The 16,230-nt window shown below is 41.7% G+C and carries 14 protein-coding genes; 6 read left to right on the top strand and 8 right to left on the bottom strand.

Going from position 1 to position 16,230, the window contains the following annotated elements; translation table 11 throughout:
* The first annotated feature begins 3 nt into the window (after positions 1–3).
* Positions 4–843, top strand: coding sequence for an AraC family transcriptional regulator (locus G5S32_RS18265; protein WP_165313591.1), 840 nt, complete (start codon positions 4–6; stop codon positions 841–843).
* Positions 844–892: 49 nt separating this feature from the next.
* A complete protein-coding gene (locus tag G5S32_RS18260; RefSeq protein WP_165313590.1) occupies positions 893–1,528 on the top strand; it encodes a LysE family translocator in 636 nt (211 codons plus the stop codon).
* Positions 1,529–1,768: 240 nt separating this feature from the next.
* Here the strand turns inward: G5S32_RS18260 and G5S32_RS18255 are convergent, their stop codons facing one another.
* Together G5S32_RS18255 and G5S32_RS18250 are read right to left on the bottom strand one after the other, a co-directional pair.
* A complete protein-coding gene (locus G5S32_RS18255; RefSeq protein ID WP_165313589.1) occupies positions 1,769–3,403 on the bottom strand; it encodes a phosphoethanolamine transferase in 1,635 nt (544 codons plus the stop codon).
* Positions 3,400–3,774 carry a diacylglycerol kinase gene (locus G5S32_RS18250; protein ID WP_165313588.1) on the bottom strand — a complete coding sequence of 125 codons (375 nt, stop codon included), beginning with the start codon at positions 3,772–3,774 and terminating at the stop codon, positions 3,400–3,402. Before G5S32_RS18250 ends, G5S32_RS18255 begins: the two co-directional genes overlap by 4 nt.
* 839 nt (positions 3,775–4,613) lie before the next feature.
* On the opposite strand from G5S32_RS18250, the gene G5S32_RS18245 reads away from it, so the two are divergent.
* A complete protein-coding gene (locus G5S32_RS18245; RefSeq protein ID WP_246201112.1) occupies positions 4,614–5,180 on the top strand; it encodes a hypothetical protein in 567 nt (188 codons plus the stop codon).
* Between the two features lie 105 nt (positions 5,181–5,285).
* On the opposite strand, the gene G5S32_RS18240 is transcribed toward G5S32_RS18245, so the two are convergent.
* The 3 genes from G5S32_RS18240 to G5S32_RS18230 all read right to left on the bottom strand — a co-directional run bounded on the left by G5S32_RS18240 (position 5,286) and on the right by G5S32_RS18230 (position 8,081).
* Positions 5,286–5,795, bottom strand: coding sequence for a L,D-transpeptidase family protein (locus G5S32_RS18240; protein ID WP_165313587.1), 510 nt, complete (start codon positions 5,793–5,795; stop codon positions 5,286–5,288).
* 100 nt (positions 5,796–5,895) lie between these two features.
* Entirely contained in the window at positions 5,896–7,029 is a 1,134-nt protein-coding gene (gene rlmC / locus G5S32_RS18235; RefSeq protein WP_165313586.1) for a 23S rRNA (uracil(747)-C(5))-methyltransferase RlmC, read from the bottom strand.
* Positions 7,030–7,172: 143 nt separating this feature from the next.
* Positions 7,173–8,081 (bottom strand): DUF808 domain-containing protein, encoded by a 909-nt coding sequence (locus tag G5S32_RS18230; RefSeq protein ID WP_165313585.1) that lies wholly within the window; start codon positions 8,079–8,081, stop codon positions 7,173–7,175.
* Between the two features lie 155 nt (positions 8,082–8,236).
* On the opposite strand from G5S32_RS18230, the gene G5S32_RS18225 reads away from it, so the two are divergent.
* Positions 8,237–9,163, top strand: a complete 927-nt coding sequence (locus G5S32_RS18225; protein ID WP_165313584.1) for a M14 family metallopeptidase — start codon at positions 8,237–8,239, stop codon at positions 9,161–9,163.
* Positions 9,164–9,263: 100 nt separating this feature from the next.
* On the opposite strand, the gene G5S32_RS18220 is transcribed toward G5S32_RS18225, so the two are convergent.
* Genes G5S32_RS18220 through dcuC form a run of 3 tightly spaced genes read right to left on the bottom strand, consistent with a single transcriptional unit; the run spans position 9,264 to position 13,672 of the window.
* Positions 9,264–10,943, bottom strand: a complete 1,680-nt coding sequence (locus G5S32_RS18220) for an NAD-dependent malic enzyme (RefSeq protein ID WP_165313583.1) — start codon at positions 10,941–10,943, stop codon at positions 9,264–9,266.
* Positions 10,943–12,301 (bottom strand): class-II fumarase/aspartase family protein, encoded by a 1,359-nt coding sequence (locus G5S32_RS18215; protein WP_165313582.1) that lies wholly within the window; start codon positions 12,299–12,301, stop codon positions 10,943–10,945. Before G5S32_RS18215 ends, G5S32_RS18220 begins: the two co-directional genes overlap by 1 nt.
* Before the next feature lie 9 nt (positions 12,302–12,310).
* On the bottom strand, positions 12,311–13,672 hold the full coding sequence (gene dcuC, locus G5S32_RS18210) for a C4-dicarboxylate transporter DcuC (protein ID WP_165313581.1): 1,362 nt from the start codon (positions 13,670–13,672) through the stop codon (positions 12,311–12,313).
* Between the two features lie 633 nt (positions 13,673–14,305).
* On the opposite strand from dcuC, the gene G5S32_RS18205 reads away from it, so the two are divergent.
* A complete protein-coding gene (locus tag G5S32_RS18205) occupies positions 14,306–15,349 on the top strand; it encodes a porin (RefSeq protein WP_165313580.1) in 1,044 nt (347 codons plus the stop codon).
* Between the two features lie 12 nt (positions 15,350–15,361).
* Entirely contained in the window at positions 15,362–16,138 is a 777-nt protein-coding gene (locus G5S32_RS18200) for an SGNH/GDSL hydrolase family protein (protein WP_165313579.1), read from the top strand.
* Positions 16,139–16,230: the final 92 nt, after the last annotated feature.

Genomic DNA, 16,230 nt, shown 5'->3' with positions numbered 1-16,230 from the left:
TTGATGAAAGAGACGGTTCGTGATGTTAATCAGCAATTTTGGAGTAGCGATGAGATTCCTTATCTGACGATCCGCACTACCTACAACAGTACACAAAGTTATAAAGCCCACAGCCACCCTGAATTATCAGTCGGTCTTATTGAATCTGGCTCAACTCAGTTAACACTACCCAATGGAAATGTTGTCCTGAAAAAAGGCGATATCATAATGATTGAGCCTCACATCGTCCATTCGTGTAATCCAGTTGGAGGCATCTCTCGCAGCTACCACATGCTCTATGTTGACGACATATGGGTTTGTGATGTGCTATCGAAGCTCTACGGGTACCAAGTCACCAAGTATCGTTCAGACCTGACTTTAATCCCGGCGAACAACCACGATTCTTATTTATCAGATTTGCTTAATTCGCTCTTAAATCAAGGTACTAATATCACCGGCTCAGAGCTAGAAAGTTATTTGTTTGATCTCGTTAGCCGATGCTGCTTGCCTCTCAATGAACATGTCACAGAAAGCGAATTGGTGCATAAATTAAGGTGTCGCTTTTTGCAAGATATCGCTAGTGCACCTTCTCTTGAGACTCTTTCTAAGGAATTAGGAAAACCAAAAGAGACCTTAATCCGCTCATTTAAAAAGTACTTTGGCATCACGCCAAAGTCATTTTTGAACAATAGCCGAGTTGAAAAAGCGAAGATTTTATTAAAGAACGGCATGAGTATTGTTGATGTGGCATCCGAAGTTGGGTTCTCTGACCAAAGTCAGCTTCATCGCACATTTGTTAACTATACCGCCTCCACGCCACGCCAGTTCCAACAAGTTAAGTCAATTTTCGACAATAAATCGTGACATGAAATACATATAGTTCGGGGACAATTTCGCTATAGGTAACTTTATTATGTCGCTTTCACTCCTTTTCCCCGCAGCGTTCCCTGCATTGGCATTAGCTCACTTCGTCGCGCTGTTGAGTCCCGGACAAGATTTCTTCTTAATCATTGCACATTCAATCCGTCACAAATTGGCAGGAAGTCGATTTATCTGTCTTGGTGTCGCTTTAGGGAATGCTATTTATATCGCACTGGTAATTTTAGGCTGGGCAAACATTCGAGATAATCACGTTGCATTCACTGTGGTTGAGACTCTAGGCGCAGTTTACTTGTTGTGGGTTGGTCAAAAGCTATTGAGAAGTAAAAAAGCCGATGCCTTACTAGAAACAGCGCATGCAAACCCTCCCTCAGCCATTAATCAGCTGCTGTTGGGGTTGAATTCAGCGCTCCTAAACCCGAAAAATGCCCTGTTCTATATGAGTTTAATGACGGTCATTCTAGGCAATGAAGTGACCTTGATTCAGCAGATCACTTGTGGAGTATGGATGTTTCTTGCTGTCTTGTTGTGGGACTTACTCATCGCAACTGTCATTGGTCGCCCACAAATCCAGCGTCACTTAAAAGCTGGAATACACATCATAGAAAAAGGAGCAGGTATTGTGCTGATATTCTTTGGCATAACACTGTTCACAGGGTATGTGGGGTAACAGACCAGCAATAAAGTAGCGGGTGAATTCTTAGCACGTTATTTCTTCAAAGAAATAGATGGGAAAATAAAAGAAGTTGGCTTTTGGATAAACTAATAAATTCAAGATGCCAACCTAAGCCTATAAGTGAATGTCTCTATACATTTTTAGCTGTTAGGTTGCATGTGAAGCATACAGTTATAACGAGTGTGGCTTTATTTAGCATCTTCAGCTTAATAAGCCACACTAACTTATAGACGGTTACAGCCTGCGACAAGTATCAAGAATACTCATTGATTTATCTTTTGCTGCAGTCGAGACATTTACAAAATCCAGTAGAGTATGGAACAAATTGTCATGAGATAAGGCTTGATGTGACTTATCAGCAACACATGCTTTGTTAATCCCGTAACTCTGCGCAAAACGATCGTCTAGCCAAAGTAGCCATGGCACAGTAGTTTGCTCCTTTGGAGCTAGAGCATAAGGTGTACCATGCAAATATAGTCCATTCTCTCCTAACGATTCGCCATGGTCTGAGATATACATTAGAGCGACATTATAATCTTCACCATAAACTTTTAACTTCTCTATCAGCTGGCTAATTAAAAAATCCGTGTAGGCTATTGTGTTGTCGTAAACGTTTCTGATTTCTTCATCGCTACAGTTTTCGATATCTGCTCGGTTACACGAAGGAGTGAACAACTCATGATGTTCAGGGTAACGTTTCCAGTAAGTCGGGCCATGACTACCTATAAAGTGCAGAACATACAACTGATCTTTACCACTTTGAGTACTAACTTCGGCATCTAAGTCCTGGAGTAACACTTCATCGTAACAGCTATCAGAAGTGCACGACTTCGGATGTTCTGCCGGATTCATGACTTTCTTTGCAAGATTTTTAGCCACCGCTTTGTCACCGCCGTCATTATCTTTCCAAAGTACTGACACCCCTGCTCTCTGAATGATATCTAACACGTTGTCCTGTGCATTGGCCACTGCTTTCCGGTAGCCTTCTCGAGGCATGTTTGAAAACATACATGGTAATGAGTGAGCGGTAGCCGTTCCACATGATGAGACATCGGTGAATGAGATCATATCGTACTTTTTCGTGTACGGAGTTGTATTCTTCTCGTAGCCGTTGATTCCTAAGTTCATAGATCGTGCGGTTTCACCTAGTACCAAAACAGTCAATTCAGGCTTACCGTTAGCGCTCACTATTTTTTGAGAATCCAAACCGATTTGGCGATATTCCAATGGCGTACTGAAATATGTTTTATCAAGATATTTAGCCGTATAGTAGACATGTGACGGCACGATGAGTTTATTTAAATAAGAGTTGTTGCGCCCCACCGAAGCATAATCTTTATAAGATGTTATATAGATTACTGCGATAACAACTAAAGCACCAAAAAGCAAAGCAATTCTTTGCATAATTCGAACTTTTAACGTGTGCTTCTTTTCAAATTTCACCAACCACAATAATACTGTCGGTGCTACCCCAAATGCTAGGAAGTAGACAACAGCTTTAAGTGACAGGTACGAGCTTGCCTCAGAGGTGTTAGTCTCAAAAATATTTTCAATCATTGAATAATCGAAAATTACACCGTAATTCAATGTGGCATAGCTAGCTAATGCGGACGTTATGATTAATACGGAGAATATTAACCTCGTCAGATAAGGAATCGTAAACAGTGAAAATATGATCACAAATACGGAGGATAATAGAAGTGGTGCTGTATACGCGAATAACCCTGAACTAGTGTTTTCCGCTAGACCGATTATTTTCGTACTGACCGCGTAATTTAATATGAAACCAAAATAGCAGGCTGTGATTAATACAAACCACGGGGAACTGATTGAAAGTTTAGACCTCTTTAATGCAATACTGTTGCTCATAGTAGAATAATTCCCCACACAAGCGCTGCGTTGGCTAACGCAACAAACACTGCAGCAGAGCCGATATCTTTCGCTCGTCCACTTAATTCGTGATAACCAGTACCAACACGATCCACTACCGCTTCGACCGCAGAGTTTAGAAGCTCCGTGATTAACACGATAAATAGTGAGCTAATCATTAACACTTTCTCAATATTTGAGACTTCGAGAAGCAAACAAATCGGTGTTAGGACAATCAAAAGAGCAAGCTCTTGACGAACCGCTGCTTCATGCCTAATGGCCGCTTTCATTCCTTGAATTGAGTATTTCGTTGCTTTAACAATACGGCGAATCCCTTTATCTCCGGGTTTGCCAGATTTGATAATATCCATAAGTTACAACCTAAAAATTTATAGATGCGTAATGCCCGACAGTTTTGTTGTTAATCATCGGTACTAATGCTGGTGATATTTGGAAAATGCTAAAAGAGATGAATAAAAATTGAACCACTTCTGTAACATGTGAAGCTCGGAACAATTGGAAGATTTTAGGCCATAAAAAGCCATCCCAACATTCAGTTAGGTCTGCATCTATCTTCATCAGTTAGCCTTATTTGTTTCCGAAAAAATAACGGGGATGGCGTCGCAAGTTCTCTATTTTTGAGCTTAAAGTAAGAGCTAAAATGTCATACGAGCCACTAGTTATTGAGAAAGAAAAGTGCGTTTCTTGGAGGAGATTCGGAACACGGAAGCGGTTCCGAATTTTAGAATGTAGAAAAGCAACCCAAGCGTTAGCTGGGATTATGCGTACGTTCATTATATGCCTTTATCTAGCTGAATAGATGACTAATTGCAATGATCATGGTCAATTGCTTTTGTTAGTTTGATCTTCAAAATCAGCGACATACTATTAACGCTTTGTAACAAAATCAATAAAAATGAGAGTAAATATCACTTAATTTTATCACTATGTGCAAAATTTGAGCTGTTGTTAATTATATGTAAACGTTTATATGCCGTGTTCCAAAGATAGAATTTCAGCACGGTGGAAAGATATAATTATAGATAAATCAAAAATTTGTTATGCTAGATGAAAATCTTGATGATAGGTTGTATTAAACTCACATGCCGACATGTATAAACCTACATCATGTGGGAGTCGTAGAAGTGGTAGTTGTCCCCAATTATAGGACAATTATACCGTACGCACGTTAATTAGCAGAGACTGACTCATGTCAAAGTTATCTAAATACTTTTTGCTGGTAAGCGGAAGCTTCCTGATCATTTTTACCTACTTAGGCTTTCAATCATATCGCTCTCTAATGTTCATGAACCATGGCTTGCAATGGCTTTGGATTAATAGTCAGTTTATTAGTTTAGATAATACTGCGATACAAAGCTCACGTGAAAGCCATTCTCACCAACTGATTTATCGTCAAGTAGATATCGACCATAAATTGGCTGTATTCCTAAATACTGCTAACAATGGCTACTTCTTGTTTACCTTCGTGAAAGAAGTGCCCTGTGATTCATCTTCACCGTATCGTGCTCATCTATCAGTCAATGATAAAGCTGAAGAAACGGTAGTTTTTGAATGCAAGTCGTCTAATAGTGCCGTCTATCGTATAGGTAAGCCTGCATTCAGCCAACTGCAGTTGGTCAATGCTGATTTTCACTTCGAGCTCGATTTGGATCAGTGGTCTTTTAACTCACTGAAAAAGGACGATTATATGCAGCATAATTATCAGTTTTTCCAAAAGCACAGTTCCGAAACCATACACCCTTGGGAGCGTGACTGAGCTTTTTCTGCACGTGCTATTTATAACACTTGAACTATCGACGTCCATACTCCATTAAAAAAGGGGAAGTGTTCACCCACTTACCCTTTTTTAATTTGATTCTATTCACCATTCAATCTCTATCGGCGTTCCAATTCGGACCAGACTGATAAACTCATCCATCTCTTCATTGGTGAGTGCAATACAACCATTTGTCCAATCAAAGCTTTGAATAAATTGTGGGGCACCAGAATAATCTTCTTTTAAACCATGTACTTTTATATCACTACCTGGGTCTACACCCAAAGCCTGAGCATGTAACTTGTCTCTCAAGTTCGGATAGCTGATACTCATTGCTCGATGAAACTGGGTATTGGGTGAGATGCCATCTAGGTAATAACGCCCCTCGGGTGTGCGTTGATCTCCTTCTTGCTGCTTATGTCCCTTAGGATTTTTCCCTAAAGCAATTCGATACTCTTTGAATACTTCGCCTTGAAAAAGCAAATACATGCGACGCTTAGATTTGTCGACTTTGACCAAATCAGCTCGTATTGAATGCTGATACGGCGCTTCACTTTGCGAAAAGCAAGCACCACTTATCAGTAGTAAAAGGGAAACAAAGAGTCGTAAGACCATATTGGCAACCAACCTCTTAGTACGTCTCTCGATGATGAACACACTCTATTCTTGCCACTTGAAACAGTGCAAAGCAAGGGTATACCAATAATAGACGCTATTACGCCACTCTTTCCAATAACGCGAGCACCTCAGCGTGGTTGGTATGTGGGAACATATCAAACCATTGAACTTTAACCACTTTGTAGCTTGGTAAGTTCTTCACATCTTCGTTCATGGTGTGAGGATTACAGCTTGAGTAGACAATATGCTTAGGCGCAAACGCTTCCAATTGCTCGGTCAAGCTTGAGCCCAGCCCACGACGTGGCGGGTTAACCAGTACCAAATCAGGCGCTGCATCTTGAGAATGTGAAAACTGGGCGGAATCCAGCGCAGCAAAACTTAAGTTATCAATACCCATCTCCTGCGCAGAGCGTTTCGCACTGGCAATCGCTTCCGGCTCAATCTCGATACCAATCACTTCAGTCGCTGGCGTTGAACAATGCAGCGCAAAGCCACCCACACCACAGAACAGATCCCACATTTTACTTGGTGCAATCTCCCTTACCCAATCTCTTGCCGTCGCGTAAAGCGCCTGCGCAACCTTCGGGTTGGTTTGGAAAAAGCTCTTAGGACGAATAACCAGTGGTACATCGTTGAAGCGCTCAATCAGATACTCTTGTTCGGTCAAGAAGATCTCTTCATCCCCCTCCAAACGTGCCATGTGCACAGGCTGAATGTTGACTGATACCACTTCAATGGCTGGCAAATCTGCAAGCAAACGCTGCAAATTGTTGGTAATACGCGGTAATACCTCTTTGCTTCGCGCAACAAAACGCAACATGAACTTTCCATCGTGCTCACTGCGAGTTAGCAAGATGAACTTCAGCTCACCTTTCTTTTTGTTTTTGTTGTACGGTGGGATGCCTGAAATACGGATCCAGTTTTCCAAATAGGTCAGCAGCTGCTGTGTATCTTGCGGATACAACGGGCAATGCGTTAATGACAGCGGCTCACCATTAAGCGTATTTTCGATACCAAGAATAGGCGCATGCGCTGCACCAAGCACCACCATTTTGGCTTTGTTTCTGAAGCGAGTTTCACTGCTAGTGACAGGCGATAACCACTGCTCTGGATTGAGGTCAGCGAGCAAATTCTTCAACTCGGCATCTTTAACAGAAACCTGTTGTTCATAAGGCTGAGCGCAATTCGTGCAGGAAGTACATAATTGCTGAGTAAAGAACTCGCATTGCATAACAGTGGTCACCAAATTTGGAAAAGCGCTAGTCTATTCGCCTAGCGACAAATCGCCAAATAAATATTTCACCTAAATACTCAGGCGTCGCCGCGAGTCAAGCTAGTCTAGCCTAACGCTGCAAACTCAAACTGTACATGGGCTTATTTACCTCGCACCTTATGGATGACTTCCATACCCGCCATAACAATCAAACCAGCAACAACGCCAATAACACCATTCAGTAACGTGGGAACCAATGCGTTAACTAAGGTTAAGTCAGGCAACTTCATAATAATAGGTTCTACCCAGTGATGTATGAATGGCACGTTATGGACGACAATACCGCCGCCGACCAAAAACATAGCCGCAGTACCGACAACGGTCAGCCCTTTCATTAGCTTAGGAGCAAACGAAACCAGTACGCCACCCACTTTAGCTAACACCCCTTCTCCTTTGGATTTTCTCTCCAGATAGAACCCAAGGTCATCAAGTTTCACGATTCCAGCCACTAAACCGTAAACCCCAGCGGTCATAATGATGGCAATAAGACTAACCACCACGATTTGCGTCATCATCTCTTTACCCTGAACTGTCCCCAAAGCAATCACGATGATTTCCGCAGAGAGAATAAAGTCGGTGCGAATCGCACCACTGATTTTTTTCTTTTCGTATTCTTCAACGCTGAGGTGTTTCAACTCGTTCATTGCCTCGATGGGTTCTTTCTTCGGCTCTGAATGAAATAACTTCTCAAGCACTTTTTCTGCACCTTCAAAGCAAAGAAACAAACCACCAAGTAGTAGTAAAGGCATGATTAACCAAGGGACAAAAGAGCTGATCACCAATGCTGCTGGCACAAGAATAAGCTTGTTGCGAAACGAACCTTTCGCTACCGACCACACAACCGGTATTTCACGTTCTGCTGCCACGCCAGAAACCTGCTGGGCGTTCAGTGCCAAATCATCACCCAACACCCCTGCCGTTTTCTTTGCTGCGACTTTAGACATCACAGCCACGTCATCAAGCACAGTTGCAATATCGTCTAATAAAGTGAGTAAGCTAGCTCCAGCCATATGACATTCTCTTTTGGGTTTGGACAAAACTAGAGGTAACATAGCAGCCTCACAAAAATGATGAAATATCTTTAACAACGCTCATAGTCACTTATTGAGAATAGTTACTTATCGAAAATAGTTACTCATTGAGAATAGTTAAGCCAAGGAAAGTTATGACTCAATCGCAAGCCTACCCAATCGGAACCCCTGGACAAAAGTGGGGAGACGCTGAACGCTTAGAATGGCGCGCAACCACAAGCATCAAGCGTGAATATCAACAAGAAGTTGTGCCAAAAATCAAAGCACTAAAAAGCGAATTTGTTGTGGAGCAATACGGCGCTTTGTCTTATGACGAACAGCGCTACCCGCTTTTCTCTATCAAAAGCAAAAACTGGCAAGCGAACAAACCAACCGTGTTAATTACTGGTGGGGTTCACGGCTACGAAACCAGTGGTGTCCATGGCGCATTGAAATTCATGGCTACTGAAGCTCAGCACTACCAACAACACTTCAATATCGTTGCTGCGCCTTGTGTTAGCCCTTGGGGATACGAAACCATCAACCGCTGGAATCCAAACGCGATTGACCCTAACCGTTCGTTTTATGCAGACAGTCCTGCGGAAGAATCGGCAAACCTAATGGCATTAGTGGCGAATTTGCCTCTAGAGGTTTTAGTTCATATTGATTTGCATGAAACAACAGATACTGACGAAACCGAGTTCCGCCCGGCTTTAGCCGCTCGCGATGGTATCGAGTATGAAGCCGACAGCATTCCAGATGGTTTCTACACCGTTGGCGACAGTGCTCTGCCACAACTTGAATTTCAAGCTGCGGTTATTGAATCTGTTGCGAAAGTAACACACATTGCTCCGGCTGATGCCAATGGACAGATCATCGGTTCAAATGTGGTTCAGCGCGGTGTAATTCTTTACCCAATGAAGAAACTTGGGTTATGTGGTGGAGTAACAAATTGCCAATACGGCACCACAACAGAAGTCTACCCTGACAGTCCAACAGTCTCTGATGAAGAGTGTAATGATGCACAAGTTGCTGCCATAAAAGGTGCTCTTGATTATGTTGTCCGCCATCACTACGCGTAGTAACTCCCCATATAAAATAACCACCTATTCATCAAGGTGGTTATTTATCTTCAAACGAGCACAAAGGCTCTTCATATCACTTTTTTACAGCACTGAACGGCTAAGAAGCAATACGTTTGTATTCACAATACTGAGGTTGCCAGAATTCTTCTTCTAATCTCTCAAGTAAACGCTCTTCAATACGATCAGCCGCTTTCCCCTGAGCAACAGATTTTTTAGCTACTTCAATGGCAATCTTGCGAGACACGTTTTGAATATCACTCAGTGGAGGTAAAAGGTGGTTGCTTCCATTTAACATGGGAGACATTGACGCCAGAGTCATACTCGCTTGTTGTAACATTTCGTTGGTTACACGACTGGCATTAGCGCTAATGACACCTAAACCAATTCCAGGGAAAATATAGCTGTTGTTACACTGTGCAATTGGATATCGCACCCCTTTATACTGGACATCTGAGAACGGGCTTCCCGTGGCAACAATAGCCCGTCCATCGGTCCATGTAATAATGTCAACCGGCTTTGCTTCTACCCTACTGGTAGGATTAGAGAGTGGCATAATCACTGGGCGCTCACATCCTACCGACATGGCTTCTATGATCTGTTGATCAAACAAACCTGGCACACCAGTGACGCCAATCAACACGTCTGGCTGTGATCGTTGAATGACATCAAGCAAACTTATCTCTGTATTTTCTTCAATATTCCATGATGCACGAATAGAAGATGGCTGTGCTAAACCTTGTTGAAACGGCAATAGCCCCGTCATACCTTGCTCTAACAATCCCCAACGATCAACCATGAAGATTTGCTCTCTCGCCTGTTTCTCACTAACACCTTCATAGACCATTTGTGCAATGATGGCTTCCGCAATACCACAGCCAGCAGAGCCTGCACCAGCAAACACCACATTCTGTTGAGATAGTTTTTTTCCAGTTACATGCGCAGCGGCTAGTAAAGTACCCACCGTCACTGATGCTGTTCCTTGGATGTCATCGTTGAAACAACAGAACCTATCTTGATAACGAAGGAGAAGTGGCATGGCATTAGTTTGTGCAAAATCTTCAAATTGGATCAATGCATCGGGCCAACGCTGACGGATGGCTTTCAAACAATCGTCGACAAATTTGTAATACTCATCACCTGAAACTCTTGGATGGCGCCACCCCATGTACATCGGGTCGGAAAGTAAAGCCGAGTTATTCGTACCTACATCTAACACTATAGGTAAAGTGTGTTCAGGGTTAATTCCACCACAAGCGGTATAAAGTGCCAATTTACCAATAGGGATGCCCATACCACCAATACCTTGATCCCCTAGACCCAGAATACGTTCACCATCAGTAATTACGACAACTTTTATATCTTTGTTCGGCGCATTATTGAGGATTTGTTCTAGCTCATCTTGCTCTTCATAACTAAGAAACAGACCTCGATTGCGACGATAAATTTGAGAAAATTTTTGGCATGCATCACCTACAATTGGTGTATAGATGATAGGCATCATCTCCTCTATATGTTGATCGATTAATTTAAAATACAAGGTCTCGTTGGTGTCTTGAATATTTCGTAAATATATATGTTTTTCCAACCCTGATGAGAACAACGAAAACTGCTCATATGCCCGACTAGCCTGTTCTTCAATGGTTTCAATATTGGTGGGCAACAACCCTGATAAATTGAAGTTTTTCCGTTCTTCTAACGAGAATGCGCTGCCTTTATTTAACAAAGGTGTATTCAGTAAAATATTACCCGCCTGTCTAACAAACATTTTCTTTGACATTAGTCGATGACCTCTCGATAGTGCTCGACAGTTTCATCAATCAAAGCATCATTACAGCCGAGATAGTTTTTAGGGTTACATGCGGCATCAATTTCATCTACCGTAAGAATGGTGGAAACATCTTTATCTAATGCTAATACTTCATTTAGACTCCCTTGAGCGGGAGCATGAGCGATAGCCTCTTTCACTTTGTTATAGCCATCTCCTCTGCCTATTTTTTCAGCCACTTTCATCATGACAGCCTCGGACATGACAAAGTTTCGTGAAGCAGAAAAGTTCTCTAACATCTTTGATTCATTGACCACTAAGTTGGAGATTAAACGTTCAGCTCGTTCAAGTGATGTTGATACAGCTAAAGCAGCTTCCGGGACTAAGCTCCAGTTCAGCACTCGAACTGAAGCGGCACGAACATCCAGTTGATCCATCAAACTCGGAGCACCACTTGCGTACATCCACCCCATACGAGATAGAGTCTTAATCATATTTGCAGCGCGCGGGTTCGCTTTATGAGGCATAGTGCTCGATCCACCGCCACCTTCACCTTCACTCACTTCAGCAATAGAAGCTCTTCCCATCATCTCGGTATCATTAGCAATACGACATAAAGTACCGTGGATAAGAGCAAAGAATTGAACCAATTCAACCACATGATCCATGCTCGCATTTCCAAGTCCTTTGGGTTCAGGTAAACCTAACTCAACAAACAGTCCGCGGCGCATCGCCAATCCTTTTTGCCCGATCGAAGACAAATTACCAATCGCTCCCCCATAAACGCCCGTTGTGACTCGCGCATACATATCGTCAAGTCGAACTATGTGGCGAGTCACTTCAAGTAAGTAGCTACTCACTTGTAATCCCCAAGTGGTTGGCAGAGCATCCATCGAATTGGTACGAGCGACCATCACAGTATCTTTATGTCGTAAAGACATATTTTGCAGTTGGTCTCCCAACTTGATCAGTTGACAACGAACCAAATCGAGAGTCTGTTTAACACGCATGGCAAGGCCAGTATCAAGCAAATCCTGTGTTGTTCCCCCCCAGTGCAGATATTTTTTTACGTAGTCATCACCTTGTTCTGAAAGCTGATCCACTAATGGCTTTATTGCCATACCCACAACTTGCGTATCTTCAGCAAGGCGAACCCAATCAACATTTTCAACACGACAGACCTCAACTATTGAAGCAACTGCTGGTTGGGGAATTAACCCCAACTCAGCTTGCACTTTAGCAATAGAAACTTCAAAGGTTAGCCATGTACGAATCAAGTTGTCATCCGACCAAATTTGCTTCATCTCTTTTTGTGTAAACAATGGAGAATAAAGCGTTGAGTCGAATACTGAAACGTTTAAACCATGCATATCTAATTCCTACGCTCCGACAAATGTAATGACTAAAATCGTAATCAGGCCACCGATCATTGGAATCGCAGTGCGTTTAACCAGCTCTGTCGGTGGAATGCCAGCAACACCAGCGCATGCAATGACAACACCAGCAACAGGAGAGAATGAGCGGAAAATGCCCGCAGAGAGTTGCATCGGAAGAGCAAATGCAGCGATAGATACCCCAACGTGAGTAGCTACATCTGGAGCTAAGTTAGAGAAACTAAAGAATGCGGCGTTACCCGATCCAGACATAAGAGCCGTCGCACCGATAATAGAAACGAGCATCAATACCATCGGAATGTAACCAAAACCGAAGTCTGAAGCCAAACCTAGCATCCCTGAAATGAAACCTATGGCTTTTAAACCAACAACAAATGTTTGAGCAGCAATAATCAAAGACACAACGCTTGCAAATACATCGCCCATGCCCTGCAAATACACTTTTAAAGACGATGCGACAGCGCGACCATCTTTTGAATAAACAACATCAAACACCATAGCAACGGCTAAGCTAATAAACATAGCTGTTACCACATCAATTTTAATTGATGTGATAGCGAATTTACTGAATGTGAGTAGTAGGACTAGGGGTAGAATGGGAAGAACAGAGAACCACAGAGGTGCCACTCGAGAAGTGTCTTCTTTAGCATTAAGTTCGTAAGAAACACCTTTTATTTCATCACGTTTATCAAACCATTTTTGACAAGCAAAATGTAAAATAGCAATGACAATCGCCGAGCAAATTCCAGCAAACAATTGATGTTGTACAAAATATGATGCTGCATCAATGCCAATTACTTCAGCCGCTTTATTTGAAGCTCCTGAGGCAGGACCTAAGTCTAGGCATGCGGTTGTTGCCAAGACTGCGGCAACCGAAGCTGGCGTACAGCCGATCCCAACTAATACTGGGTACAGCGCAACGAGTAATAACATTGCCAACCCAACAGCACTTGGGATAAAGACGTTTAAAAACTGTCCCAAAATATAAGTGAAAGCCAAGATAATATAGGGGTTATTGATTACAGACAGAGGTTTTGTCGTGACTTTCACTAGTGCATTAGCGGCACCAATGTGCCCCATATACTTTGAAAACCCTCCTACAGCCATAATGATCAAACCTAAGTCTGCAGCCGTTGACGCAGTGATAGATTTTATGACTAAGAAAAAGTCCACCAACGTCGCACCTGAAGGTTTAGTACCTTTAGGTAAAAATTCCGGACCACTAGCAAGATAACCAACCACCATCATTAATAAACCAGCACCGAATAACACGGCCTGAGTGTTGTATTTCTTCACAATCAAATATCCAGCCCCAAACACAATGGGCAGCGCGAGCAGAGCAATCATATGTTTCACCTTTTTATAGTATTAAGCCAACATCATGTTTTCTAACTCGCGATAACAATATGGGAACTATTTATTCTCGCCAAAAAGTGTGAAGCATTTAAAAAACTTACTCTGCTTGATTCTTTCAATAATAACTTCTCAACAAACATTCTTTAAAAAGTGATTTAACACTCAAAAAACCATTAGTTGAAATTAATTTCCTGATAATATTCTCATAAAAAATGTCACAAAAAACACTTAATACTCAGTTTATACAACTTAAATTGAACCTTGGTGGGAAATCTTATTTCCCACCAAATAAAACCAATAAAAACAAAGAATAATAAAAATACAAGATAAGATTAATTTTAATAAAAACAATGAGAATTTAAATTTCTCATCACATCATAATCAGCATTAAAGATGCCTCACCATTTAGGTATAGATCACAATTTTAAAACGAAAACAAAATAAAACAGATTATGAATTAAATAAAAAACTCAAAAAGAAATAAAATAAAAACCATTAATAATTATAAAAATGCATAAATATGAAGTGAATCAAATTTTAGTTAGGGAAGTATGAGTTCCCTTATTTTTTAAACAAAGAGAAAATTAGGATGCAATCTCCAATAACAAATAAGGAAGATTGCAAATGATAATAAATAAAAATCTCTTACCCTTTATCCCAGCGCTTTGTATATCAGGAACGGCTCTTGCGCAAAACGTCTATAACGATGACACCAATAAAATTGACATCTATGGCCGCTTAGAAGCACAAATAGCAAAGGGAGAAGAAAGTTTTACTGCTGAAAAAGAATGGGCAGGTCGAATGAGCGGTCGTCTAGGTTTCAGCATGAGTAAAGAACTAAAAGCGATTAATAACAGTAGAGCGATAGGTAAGTTTGAGTGGCAAGTGCGTACAGAGCAGAATGACACACGCTTTGCTGAAGGGGAAGATCTAGAAGCTCGTTATAACTATGTGGGTATTGAGAATGACAACTTGGGTACGTTGATATTTGGACGAACCAAAAATCCGATGTACCAAGTAATGAAAATCACTGATCAATACAAAAACTTCACCCCTGGAATTTATAATTTTGGATTATCTTCCATTGATACTTCATATTCGTTCAATCGTCAGGATTCAACGTTGCAATATGAAGGCAAATTCGGTATTCACGAAATTCAAGCAGCTTACATACTGGGAAACAATGAGAATGAACGCTTAGATAATGGTTTTATGGCTAGCTACCGAATGAATTTCAAGGGTAAGAGTTTAGATTTATCACCTGCTCTGGCGATCAGCCAGTTTAATCGCGACGACGAAAATACAGATACATCTCGTAAGCAGCACAACCAGATTATGGCAGGCGTTGAGTTAGCGCAGAGTAACTTCACGTTTGGAGTGACTGCGGATTATGTAAAGATTGATTTGGACGACCAGAGCAGTGAAAAGTATTTCGGTATAGACTCTGTTATTGCTTACAAATGGCATAACTTTAAAGTGCTAGCTGGTTATAACTTCCTTGATCAAAATGATGAAAGTGAATATGAGAAAGAAGACTGGCGAGTGGAAGGGCAATGGACTTTAGCCCGTGGCACATACCTATCCTTAACTTATGATCGCGAGTTAGTTGTCAAGCATGAGGATAGCAATGATGACGGGATAACGTTTGGCCTTCGCTATGACTTCTAGGAATGCAACTTTATGAAACTACGACTAAGAGCATCACTACTTACAACAACGTTAATATTGAGTAGTCAGGTGGTATATGCCGATACCCTGATAGCCCCATCTCCAACCGCTAGAATGGACGGTGGTAACAAAGTCATTGCTATTTACGGTAACTCATACACACACTACAACAATAATTTAAATACACGCTTACGTGATTTAACTCGTTCTTTACTGCCAAATAACGCGGAAGGTTATAGCTATCGTGGAATAACGATTTCTAGTGGTGAATTAGGTTGGCATGAACCCAATTTACGTTTTCAAAACACATTGAAATCTTGGGATGTCGTTGTTCTACAAGGCAACTCTATGGAGCCTATTAGTAAGAAAAGCAATTCAAGAGAGTACTTTCAAACTTCGGCAAAAAAAATGGCAGAAATCGCTCATGATGCAGGATCCAAAGTAGTCTATTTTATGACGTGGGCACAAAAGTCTCACCCAGAACAGACCCAAGCACTAGCTAAAGCATACATGGTCATAGCCGAAGAAACGGGTGGATATGTGGCACCAGTTGGACTTGCTTTTGCACAAAGCATGAAACAGTATCCAGAGATCAACTTATATCACAGCGATGGAAAACACCCATCACTAGCCGGCACCTATTTGGCTGCGTCAGTGTTCTTCGCTACGCTGTACAACCAATCGCCGATTGGGGGTGAAACTCCTGCCGATTCTGATATGTCACCAGAAACCGCTAGAAAGCTGCAGACTGTTGCTTGGGAAACGGTTCAAAGCTACCAGTCTAAATAGGTACTCAGGTCTTCTTTATTTTTCAAGAAGACCTTTTGTTTTACGAGGATCACCTTTCAACCAGTGAATCCACGAAATTTCCAACCACTGTG

The organism is Vibrio ziniensis (genome assembly GCF_011064285.1).
GTDB classification, from domain to species: Bacteria; Pseudomonadota; Gammaproteobacteria; order Enterobacterales; family Vibrionaceae; genus Vibrio; species Vibrio ziniensis.
The sequence above is the reverse complement of the archived record's forward strand: the minus strand, read 5'-3'. Positions and strand labels throughout refer to the sequence as shown.

Excerpts from the sequence above, each read along its gene's own strand:
- G5S32_RS18265 (WP_165313591.1), top strand. The coding sequence starts at position 4 with ATGAAAGAGACGGTTCGTGATGTTAATCAGCAATTTTGGAGTAGCGAT.
- G5S32_RS18260 (WP_165313590.1), top strand. The coding sequence starts at position 893 with ATGTCGCTTTCACTCCTTTTCCCCGCAGCGTTCCCTGCATTGGCATTA.
- G5S32_RS18255 (WP_165313589.1), bottom strand. The coding sequence starts at position 3,403 with ATGAGCAACAGTATTGCATTAAAGAGGTCTAAACTTTCAATCAGTTCC.
- G5S32_RS18250 (WP_165313588.1), bottom strand. The coding sequence starts at position 3,774 with ATGGATATTATCAAATCTGGCAAACCCGGAGATAAAGGGATTCGCCGT.
- G5S32_RS18245 (WP_246201112.1), top strand. The coding sequence starts at position 4,614 with ATGTCAAAGTTATCTAAATACTTTTTGCTGGTAAGCGGAAGCTTCCTG.
- G5S32_RS18240 (WP_165313587.1), bottom strand. The coding sequence starts at position 5,795 with ATGGTCTTACGACTCTTTGTTTCCCTTTTACTACTGATAAGTGGTGCT.
- rlmC (WP_165313586.1), bottom strand. The coding sequence starts at position 7,029 with ATGCAATGCGAGTTCTTTACTCAGCAATTATGTACTTCCTGCACGAAT.
- G5S32_RS18230 (WP_165313585.1), bottom strand. The coding sequence starts at position 8,081 with ATGGCTGGAGCTAGCTTACTCACTTTATTAGACGATATTGCAACTGTG.
- G5S32_RS18225 (WP_165313584.1), top strand. The coding sequence starts at position 8,237 with ATGACTCAATCGCAAGCCTACCCAATCGGAACCCCTGGACAAAAGTGG.
- G5S32_RS18220 (WP_165313583.1), bottom strand. The coding sequence starts at position 10,943 with ATGTCAAAGAAAATGTTTGTTAGACAGGCGGGTAATATTTTACTGAAT.
- G5S32_RS18215 (WP_165313582.1), bottom strand. The coding sequence starts at position 12,301 with ATGCATGGTTTAAACGTTTCAGTATTCGACTCAACGCTTTATTCTCCA.
- dcuC (WP_165313581.1), bottom strand. The coding sequence starts at position 13,672 with ATGATTGCTCTGCTCGCGCTGCCCATTGTGTTTGGGGCTGGATATTTG.
- G5S32_RS18205 (WP_165313580.1), top strand. The coding sequence starts at position 14,306 with ATGATAATAAATAAAAATCTCTTACCCTTTATCCCAGCGCTTTGTATA.
- G5S32_RS18200 (WP_165313579.1), top strand. The coding sequence starts at position 15,362 with ATGAAACTACGACTAAGAGCATCACTACTTACAACAACGTTAATATTG.